Raw genomic sequence first — 17,177 nt, forward strand, 5'->3', positions numbered from 1 at the left:
AATGAACAAGTTACTCAACCGTCTGGTGCTAGGATCGGCACTTTGCGGGTTTGCAAGTTTAGCCAATGCCGCTGTATTGGAGGTGCAAGCCGAGATCAAGCCGGATCCGCTTAATCCGGGAAGCGCGGAGATTATCAATAACACACCTGCTAGCGGGTTCTGTACGGAGTATCCGAATACATGTAACACCCGAAAAATTCGAAGCGACAGCTTTAACATCAGTTTCCAGTCGTCAGGGAGCATTCCCGTCGGACAGGTGATCCCATTTGGTATCCCGGCGACATGGCGCACATTTACTGTTGCACATTCGAGTATTCCTGGCGCAACGGCGGACATTCAAATTCGCATTGCCGGAGTGGGAACCCGTTATCGCTTGAGTAAAACAGCGCAAGAGATAATCGGCCATCCGGGGGGCGAGACTGATTTTGGGTATCATGCCATTCTCTGGGCTCCCTCATGGGCTCAGGCAATTCCTCCTTGTCAATCAGTAAACGGAACTGGCCAAGGTGCGTGGGGTAATGGCACAGATTTTAGCGCGTTCTGGTTGACACCTGAGAACGTTACTACTTGCCCAAGATATTCTCGAGACTATGAAATTCCCGGCATGTCCTTGCAAAGGCTCGATGTACATTATGAGTTGCGGGCTGTTCGACCGGAGCAACTGATAAGTGGTAACTATGAGGGTTCGTATACCTATTCCATAGGTAGCGACTTTGACATGGGCGGACTGACTGCCAGTGACCCTTCAATGACATTCAATTTGAACCTGGCGGTAAAGCAGGACGTCAACGTCAAAATGTCCGCCGACAGTGTTGCCCTGGCACCCAAGGGCGGCTGGATGGAGTGGATCACCCATGGAAGACGCCCCGAGAAAATACTGGGTGACTTGCGGTTTTTTATCTTGACTTCTTCGCCGTTTAAAATGGACCTCAGCTGCAGTCAACCGGGAGTTGGAACCTGTCTGATAAACAACGGTACCCACGAAGTACCTGTCGATATCAGTGTCAGCCTGCCAAGTCCTTGGGTTGACGATGCAGACCAGCCGGTTGCACGGCGTCCACTGAAGATAGGTGGTGCCGGCCTGGAGCATCTGAAGCCAGCAGGTTTGCCCACTCGACAACCCAGCCTGCTGCATTTTGAAGTGCAGCAAGATTCAGTTGCAACAATGCACGACGATAGCAGTTATCGAGGAACCGTTAATATAACTTTTGATTCCGATATCTAATCGCAGTAGCAAAGTCTGAGGCTTACTCAGACTGTTGTCCCAGTACGAGGCTATATCTCATGAAATCCATTTATATGTTGTTGTGCACGTTTTTCTTCAGTCTGTGCGCGCACGCCGGCCCCAGCCTGCAAATTGGTAGCTTCTATGACTTTATGAAGGGCGATCAAAGTACCTATCTGAAACGTATTCATAATGGTGGTACTTCAACGGCCTTCGTCAAGATCGAGATCAAGGAGATTTTTTATCAGCAGAATGGAAACTCCCGCGAAGAGCCCTTGAAGAGTGTCGATGGCAGTACCCGAGACGGTCTGGTCGCTAGCCCGGCCAGGCTAATCGTACCGGCCAAAGGAACTCAGGGTACTCGCCTGCTGTATACCGGCGATCGGAGTAAAGAGCGCTATTTTCGCGTTCGTTTTTTACCCGTTGTTCCCGAAAAAGAAGACAAGTTCGCCGTCTCGGACACTGAGCGTGAAACGTATGAAAAGGAAATGTCTGCCGGTTTCAACGTAATGGCCGGTTATGGCATGGTGTTCTTTGTTCGACCAAGCGTTATCCGTTTTGATACCAAGATCGATAACACTGCCAATGCTTATCAAGTGAAAAACAATGGCAATAGTGTAGTTGTCATCGATTCCTTCAAGGATTGTTCGGCGAAAAACGAAGATGATTGCCAGCCGACCAGAAAAGTCCACTTGATTCCAGGTCATGATTTCGCGTTCGACAAACAAGCGGGTCGAGTCTATCGCTATAACCTGATCGAGGACGAAAAGAAGACACCTGTGCAGGTGAAGGGATAGTTCGGTTTGCGTGGCCACTGTCATTTGACTATGGCCACGCTTGCTTTCGGGGGCGGATTTCCCATTCATGTGGCATTAGTCATTTTGACCTGAAAATATTCGACAACTTGTCCGGCGACACTGCAACTCGCCCTTGCCGGCGGTTTGGTGATCCTGGCTCGCAAGCTCGCTCGCGAAGGCGGGGGCACAAACGCACACACTCCAGCGATTGACGAGGGACTGTCAGCCACTCAGTCTTTCGGCTCCATTTTTACTCGCGGAGACAGTCGATGCCCTACGTAACCATAGATGGACAACCCCTTCACTACATCGATCAAGGCAGCGGCCCGACGGTACTGCTGGCCGGTAGTTACCTGTGGGACCAGGCCATGTGGGCACCGCAGATCGCCGCGCTGTCGCAACAGTATCGTGTGATAGCCCTGGACCTGTGGGGACACGGCCAATCCGGGCCATTGCCTGTCGGTACGACGTCGCTGGATGACCTTGCGCGTCAGGCTCTGGTCTTGCTCGATCATCTGGACATCGAGCGGGTCACTCTGGTCGGCCTGTCGGTCGGCGGCATGTGGGGCGTGCGCCTGGCGCTGTCGGCAGCGCACCGGCTCAATGGCCTGGTGTTGATGGACACCTACCTCGGCGTTGAACCGGAACCGACTCGCCAGTATTACTTTTCACTGTTGAAGCAGATCGAAGAGGCGGGTGTCATCATTCCAGCGCTGCTGGATATCGTGGTGCCGATTTTCTTCCGGCCGGGCATTGATCCACAGTCGGCGCTCTACCGGGATTTTCGTGCTTCCCTGGCGGCTCAACCCTCGGATCGCCTGCGTGAAAGCATCGTGCCAATGGGGCGGATTACATTTGGGCGGGATGACCAGCTATTGCGTCTGGGCGAACTGGACGCAGCGACCACATTGGTGATGTGCGGCGATCAGGACAAGCCTCGGCCACCGAGTGAAGCCCGTCAAATGGCCGAGTTGATTGGTTGCCCGTGTGTGCTGGTGCCAGAGGCTGGGCATATTTCCAATCTGGAAAATTCAGGTTTCGTCACCGCTGCTCTGCTGCAATTCCTGACAGCGAGAACTTAGTGTCTTTGGTCGAGTCATTTCTTTTTAGTCTAATGAACTGTCATTTCTTACAGTTGCTGCATCTTCCATTCAGATGTTTAGTTTATCGCGGCCCTTGAACTTCCTGTTCAGGTCTGACGGTTTTAGTCACTGTCTGGGAGGGCAAATCATGTCTAAACAAAAATGTATGGTCAGCCCGTCTCCTGCAACCTCTTTGGCTGTTTTCGGTAAAGCTGGCTTGCGCTAATGTATTCGGGCTCGTTGTGAGCGTTGCTGTAACAACGCTCGGCCCTCGATGAGTAGCCGCTCCCGACTGTCCTGAAAAAACCGTCAGCCTCTAAAGCTGATTTTTGTGCCAGGTTCTCAGTCGGGCCATATGCCGTTTACTGTCATCAGTCAGTGACGTCGCAAAAGCCGGTGGTAAAGCTGTAGGTTCAAACGTTCGGATGTGGGGCGTACTGGCCGCCTTTGGCCAGTACCGCCCACACGATTCGCGCCAGTTTGTTCGCCAGCGCGCAGGCGACAACATTGGCGTGTCGACGCGTTAGCAGTTCTCGAACCCAAGGCCCAAGGGCATCTTCCCGCTTATCGATATGCTGCATGAGGGCCCGCGCGCCCTGCACCAGCAGTTGGCGTATGTGCTTGTCGCCACGTTTGCTGATCCCCTGCAGCACCGTCTTGCCACCCGTTGAGTACTGTTTCGGCACCAGCCCTAGTGAAGCGGCAAAATCACGACCACTTCGATAGTTCGACGTATCGCCCACATCGGCCAATACCGCGCTGGCGGTGATGGGACCAATACCTGGAATACTCTGCAGACGACTCCCGGCATCATCTTCTTTCAACTGCTGTTTCAGGTCGGACTCGATGTCCTTGATTTCATCATTGAGCTGTTGAATTTGACGATGAAGACGCATCACCACACCCTTCAGGCGTACTGGAACGGGGTGTTGTGGATCGTCCAGCAGCGCTGGCACGCGGTGCAACGCAGCGACTCCAATAGGCAGGCTGATCCCGAACTCCAGCAGAAAGCCATGAATCTGGTTGGTCGCCACTGTGCGATGGCCAATCAATGATTCACGGACCCGATGCAGGGCTGAAAGCGTTTGCTGCTCTGCGGTTTTGATCGAGCAGAAGCGCATGGCGGGGCGGCTCGCCGCCTCGCAAATCGCTTCGGCATCAATGAAGTCGTTTTTGTTGCCTTTGACGAATGGTTTGACGTACTGCGGAGCGATCAGCTTCACCTCGTGGCCCAACGCACCGATCTGTCGAGCCAGCCAGTGGGCGCCGCCGCACGACTCCATCACCACCGTGCAGGCCGGTAGCTGGGCCAATGTACTGAGCAATTGGCCGCGGTTGGTTTTTTTGCGCAAGACCTGGTGGCCTTTAGAGTCCTGGCCATGCAAGTGGAAACTGTGTTTGCCGATGTCGATACCGAGAAGCGTCATCGTGTTCATGAGAGATCCTCCGGCCGAAAACGAGAAAAGCCCTGCAAGCGTAAACCTGCAGGGCTTCTCGGTCAGGCTGACCATCTCATTAAACCGGGTAACGGCACCAATAGATTGCCGATTGCAATCATAAAGCATGCGCAAGGCAACCGCGTATTGGACCCCATGGATGCCATTGAAGGCTCAGTTGCGACCATCACTTTTGAGGGGATGGAAGAAACGACAATCACGCTGAATTGGGAAATCAAAGGCCAGGATGAGCCCAGGTTCCTGCCCATTAAAAAAAAGGGCAGTGTCAGCGGAACTGTCGAGATCGATATTCCCTGGCAACGGATAGGGACCTGTATTGGGCACACCGTATTGATCTGGTACACGGCTAAAGTAGGCGGCCAGCACAGGTCATCAGAGATCCTGGAGTTGGGCATACAGGGTCTCAAGAAAGAGGACCTCAAGAGTTCACTGCCTGTCTTTGTTCACGCCGCAATTTCCGAATTCCATTGGCAATTGAAAATGGACGACTTCATTGGCGATGAAACGGTCGGGGTGAAGGCGTGGCCTTTTATCCAGGCGGAGCAGCGATTGTTTGTCTACGTTACTGGTCAGGCGTCCGAGTCTTCGGAGGTACTCACTTGGTTGGCCTATGATCATGTCGTCACCGAGGCGGAAGCCCATGACAGGTATTTGTTTGAATTCACACTTTCCCGAAACTGGATGGCGGCATTTAACGACCGATCACAGTTGTCCGCCCAATGTGGGGTCATCTTTGACGGATCCGATCCAGAGCTTGCAAACCCGGCCCCGATCGCAACTTCATTGCCAGAAAACGCTCATGAATTTAAGCCTGGGACCTCGGTAATGCTGAGGGTGGACCCGGAGCGAAGCGAGTCAGATAACTTTGATTCATACCCCACCAAAGAGTTTCAGCTGCCAGGTAGAGTTATCGACACTCGTCTCCTGACACTTCAAGCCGCCGGTGATTCAGCTGCGCGCATAGGACTTCATCTCGTCAGAACAGAAGGCGAGTTGGAGCCAGGTATGGTAGAGGGTAAGTCACTGGCTGTGGTTTGTGGTGGTGGAACGGGAACACCTCAATCCGCATACATACGTTTGAAGTGGAAGTGCACACGAGTCAAGTTCGCTAGCTCAAGCCATGGTGATAACAGTGTCAGCTTCACCTTCTTTGATGAGCACGGTAAGCGGCTCGGGGAACGCGAAGTTAACTCCTCAGCATGGGTCGAATTCGAAGCGGTCAAGGGCGATTTCATTACTCGAATTGATATCCGTAGCACCAGGCACAGTTCTATTGATTCTTTGACAATTTGGCACCTTGGGGTGCCCAACACGATTTAACAGGGAGGTTTGGATGAGTGCTGAGTGCACCTGCTTTTCCGGGGTGCACTCACTTGTTTCTATTGCACCCGTACATCACCCTGCGATCGCTTGAAGTCACTTTGGTCCAAGGATCTTCACCAGCTTGTCCGGCGAAGGCGCGCCCTGCTGCTGTTGCAACTCACCTTTGGCATCCATGTAGAAAATCGCCGGTGTCGCCTGCAGCTCCAGCTCTTCCATCAATTGCATGTTGGCCGCAAGTTTTGCCTGAACCGCTGGCGGCACTTCCTTCAAGGCCTTGAGCGAGCTGCCCTTGCCGGCGGCTTCGTGGTCCTGCAGGGCTTTTTCCGGGTCTTTGGCGGCCAGCAGTGCGGCTGATTTCCCTGGGCTGTCTTCGCGGATGATGCCCACCATGATGTGGCGCAACTGCACCTTGCCGGCCTTGACCCACGGCCGGGCCTGTTCCCAGAACATGTTGCAGTACGGGCAGTTCGGGTCACTGAACAGGTACACCACGCGCGGCGCATCCTTCTTGCCGTCACCGATCCAGTTGCTGGTTTCGAACTTGGCCCAGACTTCCTTGGCCATCGGCGCATACACCAGTTTCTGCAATGGCGCGCTGCTCAGGTCATTGCCCTCGGCGTCGTACAGGTTGCCCAGTAGCACGTGTTTACCGTCCGGTGTCAGGTACAGCGCCATGCCGCGGCCCTGGTATTGCGCGGCATACCCGCGCAAGCCGTCGGGGGCTTCGAACTGGCCGACGATTTTCGCGCCCTTGGCCTCGATTTTCCTGATCGCATCGGGCAACTCTTCGGCCTGCACCGACGGCAGGTGCAATAGGGCAGCACCGAGGCTCAGGGTCAGCAGGTGGCGGAGGCGGGGCATGGCAGTTTCCTTGAAGAGGTGGCGGGTACGGTGTCGAAGTTTTCCAGTGCGCGAGCCAGGCTGGCGTTTGACAGCTCACCCAGATGGCTGCCCAGCAGGCGACCTTCGGGGCTGTAGAACAGCGTAGTCGGTAATGCCATGGAACCTACGGCCTGGCTCAGTCGCCCGCCGCCGTCGAACAGCACGTTGGACAGGCTCAGGCCCTGGGTTTCCAGAAAGGTCGCGACGCTTTGCATGCTTTCCGCCTGATTGACGAATAGGAACGTCAGGTCCGGACGTTGTTGCTGGGCGCTTTCCAGCACCGGCATTTCCCGGCGGCACGGCGGGCACCAGGTGGCCCAGAGATTGATCACCAACGGGCCGCCCTTGTAGTCGGCCAGTTGCACGGTTTCGCCGGCGGCGTTGCGCAGGGCGATTTCCGGCAGGCGTGTGCCTTGTTCATAAATCGACAGGGAGAACGTTGCCAACAACCAGAACGCCAGGCCGCTCGCCGCGCCAAAGCCCAGTGGGCGGCGCAAACCCGGGCGACGCCAGCCGCGATACAGCGTGGCGAGCAGCACGACAATCACCCCCGGCCAGGCGAGAAAACCGCCATCGCGCAGGTCGATGATCTGCCACGGATCATTGCGGTAGTGCGCCCAATAGACCGCAACGAAACCGATCCGGGCCGCCAGCATGCCCAGCAGGAACAGACTGAACAGCGCAGACTCGGGGTTTTCTCCGCCGCGCTTGGCCACCCGCCAGCCGACAAAAGTGGCCAGCGCCAACGCGCTGATCAGCAGCAGGTGATTGAGCGCGATGGCAAAGGTGCCGAGGGTGAAGGTCAGCATCAACGGGCGTCTCGGGTGGTGATCCAGCGTTGCAGGAAAGTGTCGGCATCGACCTCGCCGGTGATGCGCTGGCTGCGCCGTTCTTCACCGTCAGCACCAATCCACAGCAGGCTCGGTGGCCCTGGCACTTTGTAACGGCCGAGCAACTCGCGGCTGGCGGCATTGTCGGCGGTGACGTCCAGGCGGAGCAAGCGCACATCGCTCAAGGCTTCAAGCACTTGGGGTTTGCCGAAGACCTGCTTTTCCATGACTTTGCATGACACACACCAGTCGGCGTAGTAATCCAGCAGCACCCACTGGCCCTGAGCCTGCGCCACATCGAGCTCCCTTTGCAGTGCAGCCGGGTCCTTGATCGTAGTGAAGGCGTCGTGGCCGGTCGGCATGGCAGCGACGGCGGAACTGGACGCGCGGAAGACTTGTAACGGCTTGAGCAGATCATCACTGCCGCCGGCCGCACCGATCATCAACAGACTGCCCCACAAGCCGAGCAGCAACGAGCTGGCACCAAACAGGTGAGCAGTGCGACCGAAGCCATCCGACTGTTTCCAGGCACTGTACGCCGCAATCAGCAACAACGCCCCGCACAGGCCGACCCACAACGAGTCATCCAGCACCGGGCGCAACATCAGCAGCGCCGTGGCGAGGAACAGGAAGCCGAAAATGCCTTTGACCAGGTTCATCCACGCACCCGGCTTGGGCATGAAGCGATTGCCAACGGTCACCAGCAACAGCAGCGGCACACCGATGCCGATGCCCAGGGCGAACAGAATCAATCCGCCATGCAACGCGTTACCGCTTTGCGCGATGTACAGCAGCGCGCCGGCCAGTGGTGCGGTCATGCATGGGCCGACCAACAACCCCGACAACGCACCCAGCACACCCGCGCCGACCAGGCTTCCGCCGCGCTGATTGCGCGAAACGTTTTCCAGGCGATCCCGCACGGCCACCGGCAATTGCAGCTCGAAGTAGCCGAACATCGGCAGCGCCAGCAACACGAAAATCACCGCGAAACTGCCCAGCAGCCAGGGGTTCTGCAACCAGGCTTGCAGGTTCGCCCCCAGGGAGGCGGCCAGGACACCCATCGCCGCATACACCAGCGCCATGCTGACCACGTAACTGCCGGCCAGGGCGAAACCACGCTTGGGCGAGGCGCCGCTGCCGACGATCAGCCCGGCCAGAATCGGCAGCATCGGCAGTGAGCAAGGGGTGAAGGCCAGCAGCAGGCCCAGACCGAAGAACACCAGCAGGCTCCAGCCCAGCGCCCGTTGTTGCAGGTCGCTGGCCAAGGCTTGGTCCGGCGCTTCGGTGGCTGAATTGACTGTGGCACTGTCGCCCAGGTTTACGACCTGGGTTTGCGGTGGATAACACAAGCCGGCATCCGCACAGCCCTGGAAGCCCACCTTGATCTGGCCACTGGCCCCGGCAGGGATTTTCAGCTCCAGGCCTTGTCGATAAACCTGCTGCTCACCGAAAAACTCGTCGCTGTGGGCCTCGCCCTCCGGTAGCACGGGTTTGTGCTGTTCCGGCAGGCCATCGAATTTCAGGCGCTTCTGATACAGGTAATAGCCGTCGGCAATCTGCCAGAACAGCTGGGTTTCACCGGATTCCAGGCGTTCGGAAGTAAAAATGAAGGCTTTGCCGACCGGAAGAAAGTCAGGATTGGTTTCGAACGGATTGGTTCCCGCCTGGGCCAGACCCGAGATCAAGAGAACAAAAAACAAAAACAGTCGACGCATGGAAAAACCTTGGCTCAGTGCAGGTGAGGTGCACAATGTGCGGCGGCGATTAACCGATGATTAACCGCCGCGCAGTTCCGCCACTGGCCCAGCAGCTCAGTCGCGTAACAGTCCTGGCCAGGTGACGTTGTTGACTTCGTACGGGCCGTATTCGACTTTGTTTTCTTGAATGTTGTAGGTGATGTATTCGTTATCAGTCAGGAAGATATAGAGGTAACTGTCGGCAAGCGTCCGATCGTTTTGTACGGCCGTCATGATCCGATGTTTGTAAGGTTCCAGGCCAGGCCATGTCGCATCGGTGATGGGTTCAAGTTTCAACTCGTGTATCCCCTCGTTAATATGCGGGGGGCGCTGCGGTAGATTCCAATCCAGCAGCAGTGAATTACCATCGTTCATGAGAAAGCGAAACTTCCCGCTATTTCCCGGGGCAAAAGTACGCCACCATGTGCCTGCGACGATACGATCGAAATAGGGAAGTATCTTGCGCCATTCCGAATCTGCAACGCGGTAATTCCTTATGACCTTGTCATCGTTTTGATCGTATTTGCAAACCATTGGTGTATGGCCTTCGTAATAGAAAAGCCACAGGAAGTCTTCGTCGACACTCCACTGGCTTTCACTCAGCAGATTGGTAGTGGTGAACCCGAACCGCAGATTCTTGGCGTTGGCGTGAAAACTGTCCCAATTGCTGGGCTTGACTTCGGTGGGATAATCGTCAGGGACTTTGTTGTCGCTAATATCAAATCGAGTGTATGTGTTGCTGTCTTTGAAGAAGAAATAGAATCGGTCTTTTTCGGAGCGCCAATCAACGGCAATAAACTCTTTTGGTTTTGACATGGTCTGATTCCTTTCAGATGTTTTGGGTTCTAAAATGGTTAGGGTTTTATGGGGGTTCTTATCTGAGCGAGCGTGAATTTAGCTTCTTTTGAAGAATGTTTTAAATGTGTATTTGGTGGCTGTTTATTTCCTCTTTAAATAACGCCGTTAGATAAGCTGGATGCAGTGCTGCCAAAATTGTAGTGTCACGAAATACGCTGTCATCCAGGGCTGGGCTCGATCGACATCACCCCCATGCTGTTCGTCAGCCAATGCCCTTGCCATAATTGCACCTTAATCCACTGCTGTTTGACTCATGTTTTTAACCATGGAGCTGTCATGCACGTACTGGTTTGCGAAGACGATGAGCTGATCGCCAGCGGCATCGTTGCCGGCCTGACCGCCCAGGGCCTGACCGTGGAGCACGTGGCCACGGCGTCCGCTGCCCGGGCCATGCTCAGGGTCGCGGAATTCGATGTCATGGTGCTCGACCTTGGGCTGCCGGACGAAGATGGCCTCAAGCTGCTGCAGCAGTTGCGCCATCAGGGCCTGGAGTTGCCGGTTTTGATCCTCACCGCGCGGGATTCGGTCACCGACCGCGTCGATGGCCTGCAAGCCGGTGCCGATGATTACCTGCTCAAACCCTTCGACCTGCGCGAACTCGCTGCGCGCCTGCACACGCTGTTGCGACGGGTGGCGGGGCGCAGCGTCAACCTGATCGAACACGGCGCCCTGACCTACGACCCGAGCAGCCGCGAAACCAAACTCGCCGGCCAGCCTGTGGATCTCTCGCGTCGCGAGCAGTCGCTGCTGCAAGCCTTGTTGCATAACCGTGGCCGGGTGCTGTCCACCGAGCAACTGAAGGACAGCGTCTACGGTTTCAACGACGAGCTGGAAAGCAATGCCCTCAACGTTCATATCCATCACCTGCGGCGCAAACTCGGCAATGGCATTGTCGAGACCGTGCGCGGCCTGGGCTATCGCCTGGGGCCGGCTGATGGCGGAGAAGAATCGAAGTGATGAGTCTGCGTCTGCGCCTGAGCCTGACGCTCGGCGCCGCTTTTGCGCTGATCTGGGCCCTGGCCGCAGCCTGGATGCTCAGCGATTTGCGCAATCAAATGATGTTTTCCCTCGACCAGCGCCTGGTGGCGTCGGCACGCATGGTCGCCGGCCTGATGGAGCAACTGCCACCCCTGCCGAGCAAGGGCGAGGGCACCCACTTCAGCGCCGAACAACTGAACATACCGGGTGGCATGGCGTGCCAGGTCAGCTCGCTGCGCGGTGAAATCCTTGCCCGCAGCCACACCGATCCGCAGCAGACTCTGGAGGCCGAGAAGCTGGGTTTTCACGATCAGATGATCGACGGCGCGCCGTGGCGCAGTTTCACACTGGCCCGGGGCGATTTGCGCATTACCACTGCCGACCGGCAGATTGAGCGTGAGGCGTTGAACATGTCGATCCTGCTGGCCGCTTCGGTACCGGTGGGCGTGGCGCTGCTCGGTTGCCTGTGCCTGCTCTGGCTGGGCATCGGCCAGGGGCTGGCGCCGCTCAACCGCATGCGCGACGCCTTGATGCGCCGCAGCGCCGACTCCCTGGAACCCTTGCAGATCCAGCCATTGCCCAGCGAGCTGCAACCCTTGCTGGAAACCCAGAACCAGTTGCTCCAGCGTATCGGCAAGACCATCGAGCGCGAACGTCGCCTGACCGGTGACGCGGCCCATGAGTTGCGCAGCCCGCTGACCGCAATCAAGACCCACCTGCAAGTGGCGCGCATGACCGACGGCAGCGCCCGGGACCAATCCCTGGCGCGCGCCGAAGAGGGGGCGGATCGCATGCACCGCACCCTCGAGCAATTGCTGTTGCTGGCGCGGGTCGAGGGCAGCCTGTCGTTTGACGACGGTGTGCAGTGCAACGCCGAGCAAGTGGCAAAACTGGCGATCCAGGATGCCGCGAGCGGTGATCGCCAGCGCATCAGGTTTCAGGCGCCGGGCAAGGTCTCCGCTGCGCCAGTACAAATGCCCGCCGTGCTGTCGATCGCCGCGCTGCGCAACTTGCTCGACAACGCACTGCGCCACACTCCCACCGACAAAGCGGTGGAGTTGAGCCTGGAAACCACCGGCAATCGTGTGCAGTTTGTGGTGCGCGATCATGGGCCGGGGATTGCCGAAGAGGATTTGCAGCACTTGACCCAACGCTTCTGGCGCAACGGCCATAGCACGGGTTGCGGCCTGGGGCTGGCGATCGTCCAGGCGATCGTTCAGCGTTGCGGTTGTACGCTGCATTTCGATAGCCGACCGGACGGCTTGCGGGTCGAGCTGACGATGCCGCTGCAACCAACCTGAAAAACACCACAAAACCCTGTGGGAGCGGGCTTGCTCGCGAAGAGGCCATTACATTCAACATCAATGTCGACTGTAACGCCGCCTTCGCGAGCAAGCCCGCTCCCACAAAGGATCAGATGTATCTTCTCTCCATCCGCCTAAATCCTCACCCCGCTGATGCGTTTCCAGAACAGGAAAACCGTATTGAGGGGTCGAGAGATGTCAGTCGCTACCAGCCTTATCGAAGATCAGCCGGCGACGTCCGCCGAGACGCTTTATCAATTCAATGAATCGCCATTGCTGGCCCGCCAGAGCCAGCAGGAATCAAACGCCCGCAGCTATCCGCGACGCATTCCCCTGGCGCTCAAGCGCGCCAAGGGGATTTATGTCGAAGACGTCGAAGGCCGCACGTTCATCGACTGCCTGGCTGGTGCCGGGACCCTGGCACTGGGGCACAACCACCCGGTGGTGATCCAGGCCATCCAGCAAGTGCTGACCGATGAACTGCCGCTGCACACCCTGGACCTGACCACCCCGGTCAAGGATCAGTTCGTCCAGGACCTGTTCGGCCTGCTGCCGCCTGCCCTGGCCGCTGAAGCGAAGATCCAGTTCTGCGGTCCCACGGGCACCGATGCCGTGGAAGCCGCCCTGAAGCTGGTGCGTACCGCCACTGGCCGCAGCACCGTGATCTCGTTCCAGGGCGGGTATCACGGCATGAGCCAGGGCGCGCTGAGCCTGATGGGCAGCCTCGGGCCGAAAAAGCCGCTGGGCGCCTTGCTCGGCAGCGGCGTGCAGTTCATGCCGTACCCTTACGATTATCGCTGCCCGTTCGGGCTGGGCGGTGCGCAAGGGGTGAAAGCCAACCTGAGTTATCTGGAAAACCTGCTCAACGACCCCGAGTCCGGTGTGCAGTTGCCGGCGGCGGTAATCGTGGAAGTGGTGCAGGGCGAGGGTGGGGTGATCCCGGCCGACCTGGACTGGTTGCGCGGTGTGCGGCGGATCACCGAAAAGGCGGGCGTCGCACTGATCGTCGATGAAATCCAGAGCGGGTTTGCCCGTACCGGCAAGATGTTTGCTTTCGAGCACGCCGGGATCATTCCCGATGTCGTGGTGATGTCCAAGGCCATCGGCGGCAGCCTGCCGCTGGCGGTGGTGGTCTACCGCGAGTGGCTCGACACCTGGCTGCCGGGCGCCCACGCCGGGACCTTCCGTGGCAACCAGATGGCCATGGCCGCCGGTTCAGCAGTGATGCGCTATCTGGTCGAACACAAAGTCTGTGAGCATGCCGCCGCCATGGGCGAGCGCCTGGCCGAGCACCTGCGCATTCTGCAACGGGACTTCCCGCAACTGGGTGATATTCGTGGGCGTGGCTTGATGCTCGGTGTCGAACTGGTCGATCCGACGGGCGCACTGGATGCCCAGGGTCACCCGCCGGCGTTCGCCCGCCTGGCCCCCCTGGTACAGCGCGAATGCCTCAAGCGTGGCTTGATTCTGGAACTCGGTGGCCGCCATGGCGCGGTGGTGCGCTTCCTGCCGCCACTAGTGATCAGCGCTGCGGAAATCGATCAGGTGGCCGGGATTTTCGGCCGGGCTCTGGCTGCTGCCACCCGCGATCTGTAAATTTTTTGCGCCGCGTAACGTTCCTTCTACATAACGGCTGCGCACACGGCGCAGCCCGCCCAACATCGATGGAGAGACAGCATGACTTCAGTATTCGACCGCGAGGACATCCTCTTTCAGGTCGTGGTCAACCATGAAGAGCAATACTCGATCTGGCCTGATTACAAAGCCGTACCTCAGGGCTGGCGCACCGTGGGTAAAAGCGGGCTGAAAAAGGAATGCCTGGTCTATATCGAAGAGACCTGGACTGACATGCGTCCGTTGAGTCTGCGCCAGAAGATGGATGAGCAGGCGGCTGTGGCGAACTGATCCGTCACCCATAAAAGAGCCCGCTGAGCCGGTAAGGTCAGCGGGCTTTTTCATATCGGGATTTTGTGTTGTCTGTCAGGCCGCCTTCGCGAGCAAGCCCGCTCCCACAGGGGACCGCATTTCCAATGTGGGAGCGGGCTTGCTCGCGAAGAACGATAACGCGGTCCTACTGAGGTTACACGCCACTAAGCCCCTTGATGACCAGATCCATATTCCCCTCCAGCTCCGCCACCGGATCCCCGGCATCGGTGCTCAACACCACCAACCGGCTACCCGATTCGGTAATCACCGCTTTCACAGCATCCGAAGGCTGCCGGTGATGCAACACTACCGCCACATCGTTGTCCTTGAGCGTTGTGCCCAACTGCTTGAGCGCATCGGTTGTCCACTCGGCATCGGGGCGTGGGTCCTGGCCGATCAACTCCAGATTGAGACTGCCAATCAGGTAGCCGAAATGATCGCTGAGGCTCATCACACTGAGGTTATCGGCCGTCGCCAGCCGTGCTTCGCTGGCGGCGCTGAGCTTGAGCAAGCGTTGCTTGAGGGCTGCCAGGTTGGCGTCGATCTTCGGCTTGGCCTCGGGGGCCAGGCGTACCAGGTCCGCCGCCATCACGTCGGCCATGCGGCCCATGTTGTTACTGGAAAACCACGGCTGGCTGTTGAAGCCGTCGACCCTGTTGCCCGGCTGCACGGCGATGCCCGGCAGGGCGCCGTCCACCGGGCGGGCGGCATCGACTTCGACGATACGGATATTGCTGCGCCGGGAGATCGGGTACAGCGGGTCATCCGGCCAGAGTGAACGCAGGCCGATCACCGCATCGGCATCCTTCGCCAGCTGGGCCAGCGCCGGGGCACCTCGGCCAGTGAAGTAGGCGGTCTGGCGGCTGCCGGGCAGATTGGCCGGCGCGGCACGTTCGAGGCTGACATCGGTGCCTTTGAGCAACACTTCACCCAGACCATAAGTGATCGGCAAAGAGGCCAGCACGCGCAGCGGTTTGCCGTTGTCTGCGGCGAAGGTCGTGGCGGTCAGCCCGCACAGGGCCACCGCGAGGGTCAGTTGGCGCAGAGAAAAAATCATTTATCCAAGGTTCCCTTTCAGGCTGGGGACGATGCCGCGCGCAATGGCGGCCAGGGCGAAGGCGATACCGGCCACGAGGATGATCGCGGCGCCGGATGGAATCGGCAGGTCGAAGACGATCGGCGCGAGAATCCCGCACAGTGTGCTGACGGTGGCGATCAGCACCGAACACCAGAAAAAGCCCTTCAGCGATTGGCTGAGCAAACGTGCTGCCGCTGCCGGAATCACCAGCAGCGCGCCGACCAGAATTGCCCCGATGACCTTCACCGCGGCGACGGTGATAAGCGTCACCAGAATCACGAACAGATAATCCAGGGCCTTCACCGCCACCCCGCGCACCGCCGCCAGTTGCGGATTGAAGCTGGCGAGCATGATGCGGTTGTACAAGGGCAAAGCCAGGGCCATCACCAGCGAACCGACGATGGCCAGCACCAGCAGGTCATTGCCGTTGACCGTCAGCACCGAACCGAACAGCACGTTTTCCAGGATGTGCACGTTGATCTTGCCCGCCAGAATCAACAACAGGCTGGCGCCCAAGGCGAGCGACACCGAGAGGAACACACCGATCAAGGTGTCCGGTGCCAGGCCGGTGCGGTTGCGCAGGTAGTTGAGCAAAATGCCGAACAGCAGGCAGTAGCCGAACAGACTGCCGTAGGGACCGGTGTAGGGTTCGCCGAGCAAAATGCCGATGGCCACGCCGGTCAACGCGGCATGGCCGACGGCTTCGGAGAAAAACGCGAAGCGCTTGACCACCACCAGCGTACCCAGGCCGCCCAGCACCGGGCCGATCAGCAGGCCGGCAAGCAGCGCATTGACCACAAATCCATAGGCCAGCGCCTCAGGCAGATAACCCGACGATGCCCAACCCTGGACCATCAAGCGAAAAGCTTCGTAACTCATCAGGCAAGGCTCCGTGGGTGAGTCGAGAACAGCGTCAGCAGGCGCTCCGGCGTCAGTGCCTGTTGCGGCGTGGCGTCGAACAGCACGCGGCGATTGAGGCCGGTGACGTGATCGGCCAGGCGCCCGACCGCTTCCAGGTCGTGCTCGATCCACAGCACGGTGATGCCCGCCGCTCGCCAGTCGCCGAGCAGACGTTCGAACACCTGGATCCCGGCCTCATCGAGGGCCGACATCGGCTCGTCGAGTACCAGCAGTTGCGGAGGCGGAATCAGCCCCTGGGCCAGCAACACCCGCTGGCGTTCGCCGCCGGACAACGCACCCATGCGGCGCTTGCGCTTGTCCTGCATGCCGACCCGTTCAAGGGCCTCGCCAATCGCCGTCGCGTAATGTTTGCTCAAACCGAGAAAGGCCGGGCGACGCTGGCACATGGCAGCCATGAAATCGTCGACGGTCATCGGCAAGCCCCGGTCGAACTCCAGCGCCTGTGGCACGTAGCCAATGGTTCCCGGCTCGGCCGACCACCGCAGGCTCAAGCGGCCCTGATGCGGCATTTGCCCGAGCAGGGTCTTGATCAGCGAACTCTTGCCGCCGCCGTTGGGGCCGACCAGCGCATGCACGCTGCCGGGACGGACCTGGAAGGTCACCTTGTCGAGGATCGTCGTGCGGCCCAGCGTCAGGCTGACGTCGGCAAAATCCAGGGTCGGCCCCGAAACCTGTGGGAGCGGGCTTGCTCGCGAAAGCGGTGGGTCAGTCAGCATCATTGCCAAATTACAGTCCGCATTCGCGAGCAAGCCCGCTCCCACAATGGACTCGGATTCACTT

At 58.5% G+C, this 17,177-nt stretch carries 16 protein-coding genes; 8 read left to right on the forward strand and 8 right to left on the reverse strand.

Features of this window, described 5'->3' with window-relative positions; genetic code table 11:
* The first annotated feature begins 1 nt into the window (after position 1).
* The 3 genes from KSS91_RS08375 (at position 2) to KSS91_RS08385 (ending at position 3,104) form a co-directional block, all read left to right on the forward strand.
* Positions 2-1,225 (forward strand): hypothetical protein, encoded by a 1,224-nt coding sequence (locus KSS91_RS08375; RefSeq protein ID WP_217837583.1) that lies wholly within the window; start codon positions 2-4, stop codon positions 1,223-1,225.
* A gap of 59 nt (positions 1,226-1,284) precedes the next feature.
* Positions 1,285-2,022: a molecular chaperone gene (locus KSS91_RS08380; RefSeq protein ID WP_217837584.1), complete on the forward strand. Its 738-nt coding sequence runs from the start codon at positions 1,285-1,287 to the stop codon at positions 2,020-2,022.
* Positions 2,023-2,291: 269 nt separating this feature from the next.
* Positions 2,292-3,104: an alpha/beta fold hydrolase gene (locus KSS91_RS08385; protein WP_217837585.1), complete on the forward strand. Its 813-nt coding sequence runs from the start codon at positions 2,292-2,294 to the stop codon at positions 3,102-3,104.
* Between the two features lie 413 nt (positions 3,105-3,517).
* Here KSS91_RS08385 and KSS91_RS08390 read toward each other — a convergent pair whose 3' ends face one another.
* Complete coding sequence (locus KSS91_RS08390; protein WP_217838352.1) at positions 3,518-4,540, reverse strand: IS110 family RNA-guided transposase; 1,023 nt, start codon at positions 4,538-4,540, stop codon at positions 3,518-3,520.
* On the opposite strand from KSS91_RS08390, the gene KSS91_RS08395 reads away from it, so the two are divergent.
* Positions 4,484-5,881 carry a hypothetical protein gene (locus KSS91_RS08395; protein ID WP_217838486.1) on the forward strand — a complete coding sequence of 466 codons (1,398 nt, stop codon included), beginning with the start codon at positions 4,484-4,486 and terminating at the stop codon, positions 5,879-5,881. The genes KSS91_RS08390 and KSS91_RS08395 overlap by 57 nt on opposite strands.
* Positions 5,882-5,977: 96 nt before the next feature.
* Here the strand turns inward: KSS91_RS08395 and dsbG are convergent, their stop codons facing one another.
* From dsbG to KSS91_RS08415, 4 genes are all read right to left on the reverse strand, one after another.
* Positions 5,978-6,745, reverse strand: a complete 768-nt coding sequence (gene dsbG, locus KSS91_RS08400) for a thiol:disulfide interchange protein DsbG (protein ID WP_217837586.1) — start codon at positions 6,743-6,745, stop codon at positions 5,978-5,980.
* On the reverse strand, positions 6,721-7,575 hold the full coding sequence (locus KSS91_RS08405) for a TlpA disulfide reductase family protein (protein ID WP_217837587.1): 855 nt from the start codon (positions 7,573-7,575) through the stop codon (positions 6,721-6,723). The genes dsbG and KSS91_RS08405 overlap by 25 nt, the downstream gene beginning before the upstream one ends.
* Positions 7,575-9,311 (reverse strand): protein-disulfide reductase DsbD, encoded by a 1,737-nt coding sequence (gene dsbD, locus KSS91_RS08410; protein ID WP_217837588.1) that lies wholly within the window; start codon positions 9,309-9,311, stop codon positions 7,575-7,577. Before dsbD ends, KSS91_RS08405 begins: the two co-directional genes overlap by 1 nt.
* A gap of 96 nt (positions 9,312-9,407) precedes the next feature.
* Complete coding sequence (locus tag KSS91_RS08415) at positions 9,408-10,148, reverse strand: hypothetical protein (RefSeq protein WP_217837589.1); 741 nt, start codon at positions 10,146-10,148, stop codon at positions 9,408-9,410.
* A gap of 318 nt (positions 10,149-10,466) precedes the next feature.
* Between KSS91_RS08415 and KSS91_RS08420 the strand changes: the two genes are divergently transcribed.
* From KSS91_RS08420 to KSS91_RS08435, 4 genes are all read left to right on the forward strand, one after another.
* Entirely contained in the window at positions 10,467-11,147 is a 681-nt protein-coding gene (locus KSS91_RS08420; protein WP_015094094.1) for a response regulator, read from the forward strand.
* On the forward strand, positions 11,144-12,469 hold the full coding sequence (locus KSS91_RS08425) for an ATP-binding protein (RefSeq protein ID WP_217837590.1): 1,326 nt from the start codon (positions 11,144-11,146) through the stop codon (positions 12,467-12,469). Before KSS91_RS08420 ends, KSS91_RS08425 begins: the two co-directional genes overlap by 4 nt.
* A 198-nt stretch (positions 12,470-12,667) precedes the next feature.
* A complete protein-coding gene (locus tag KSS91_RS08430; RefSeq protein ID WP_217837591.1) occupies positions 12,668-14,068 on the forward strand; it encodes an aspartate aminotransferase family protein in 1,401 nt (466 codons plus the stop codon).
* Positions 14,069-14,149: 81 nt separating this feature from the next.
* Positions 14,150-14,377: an MbtH family protein gene (locus tag KSS91_RS08435; protein ID WP_217837592.1), complete on the forward strand. Its 228-nt coding sequence runs from the start codon at positions 14,150-14,152 to the stop codon at positions 14,375-14,377.
* A gap of 175 nt (positions 14,378-14,552) precedes the next feature.
* On the opposite strand, the gene KSS91_RS08440 is transcribed toward KSS91_RS08435, so the two are convergent.
* From KSS91_RS08440 to KSS91_RS08450, 3 genes are read right to left on the reverse strand one after another with little or no spacing between them, the layout of a single operon-like run.
* On the reverse strand, positions 14,553-15,455 hold the full coding sequence (locus KSS91_RS08440) for a metal ABC transporter substrate-binding protein (protein WP_217837593.1): 903 nt from the start codon (positions 15,453-15,455) through the stop codon (positions 14,553-14,555).
* Positions 15,456-16,355: a metal ABC transporter permease gene (locus KSS91_RS08445; protein WP_095968106.1), complete on the reverse strand. Its 900-nt coding sequence runs from the start codon at positions 16,353-16,355 to the stop codon at positions 15,456-15,458. It lies immediately after the preceding gene.
* Positions 16,355-17,113, reverse strand: coding sequence for a metal ABC transporter ATP-binding protein (locus KSS91_RS08450; RefSeq protein WP_217838377.1), 759 nt, complete (start codon positions 17,111-17,113; stop codon positions 16,355-16,357). The genes KSS91_RS08445 and KSS91_RS08450 overlap by 1 nt, the downstream gene beginning before the upstream one ends.
* Between the last annotated feature and the right edge of the window lie 64 nt (positions 17,114-17,177).

Source organism: Pseudomonas azerbaijanorientalis (assembly GCF_019139795.1).
Taxonomy (GTDB): Bacteria; Pseudomonadota; Gammaproteobacteria; order Pseudomonadales; family Pseudomonadaceae; genus Aquipseudomonas; species Aquipseudomonas laurylsulfatiphila.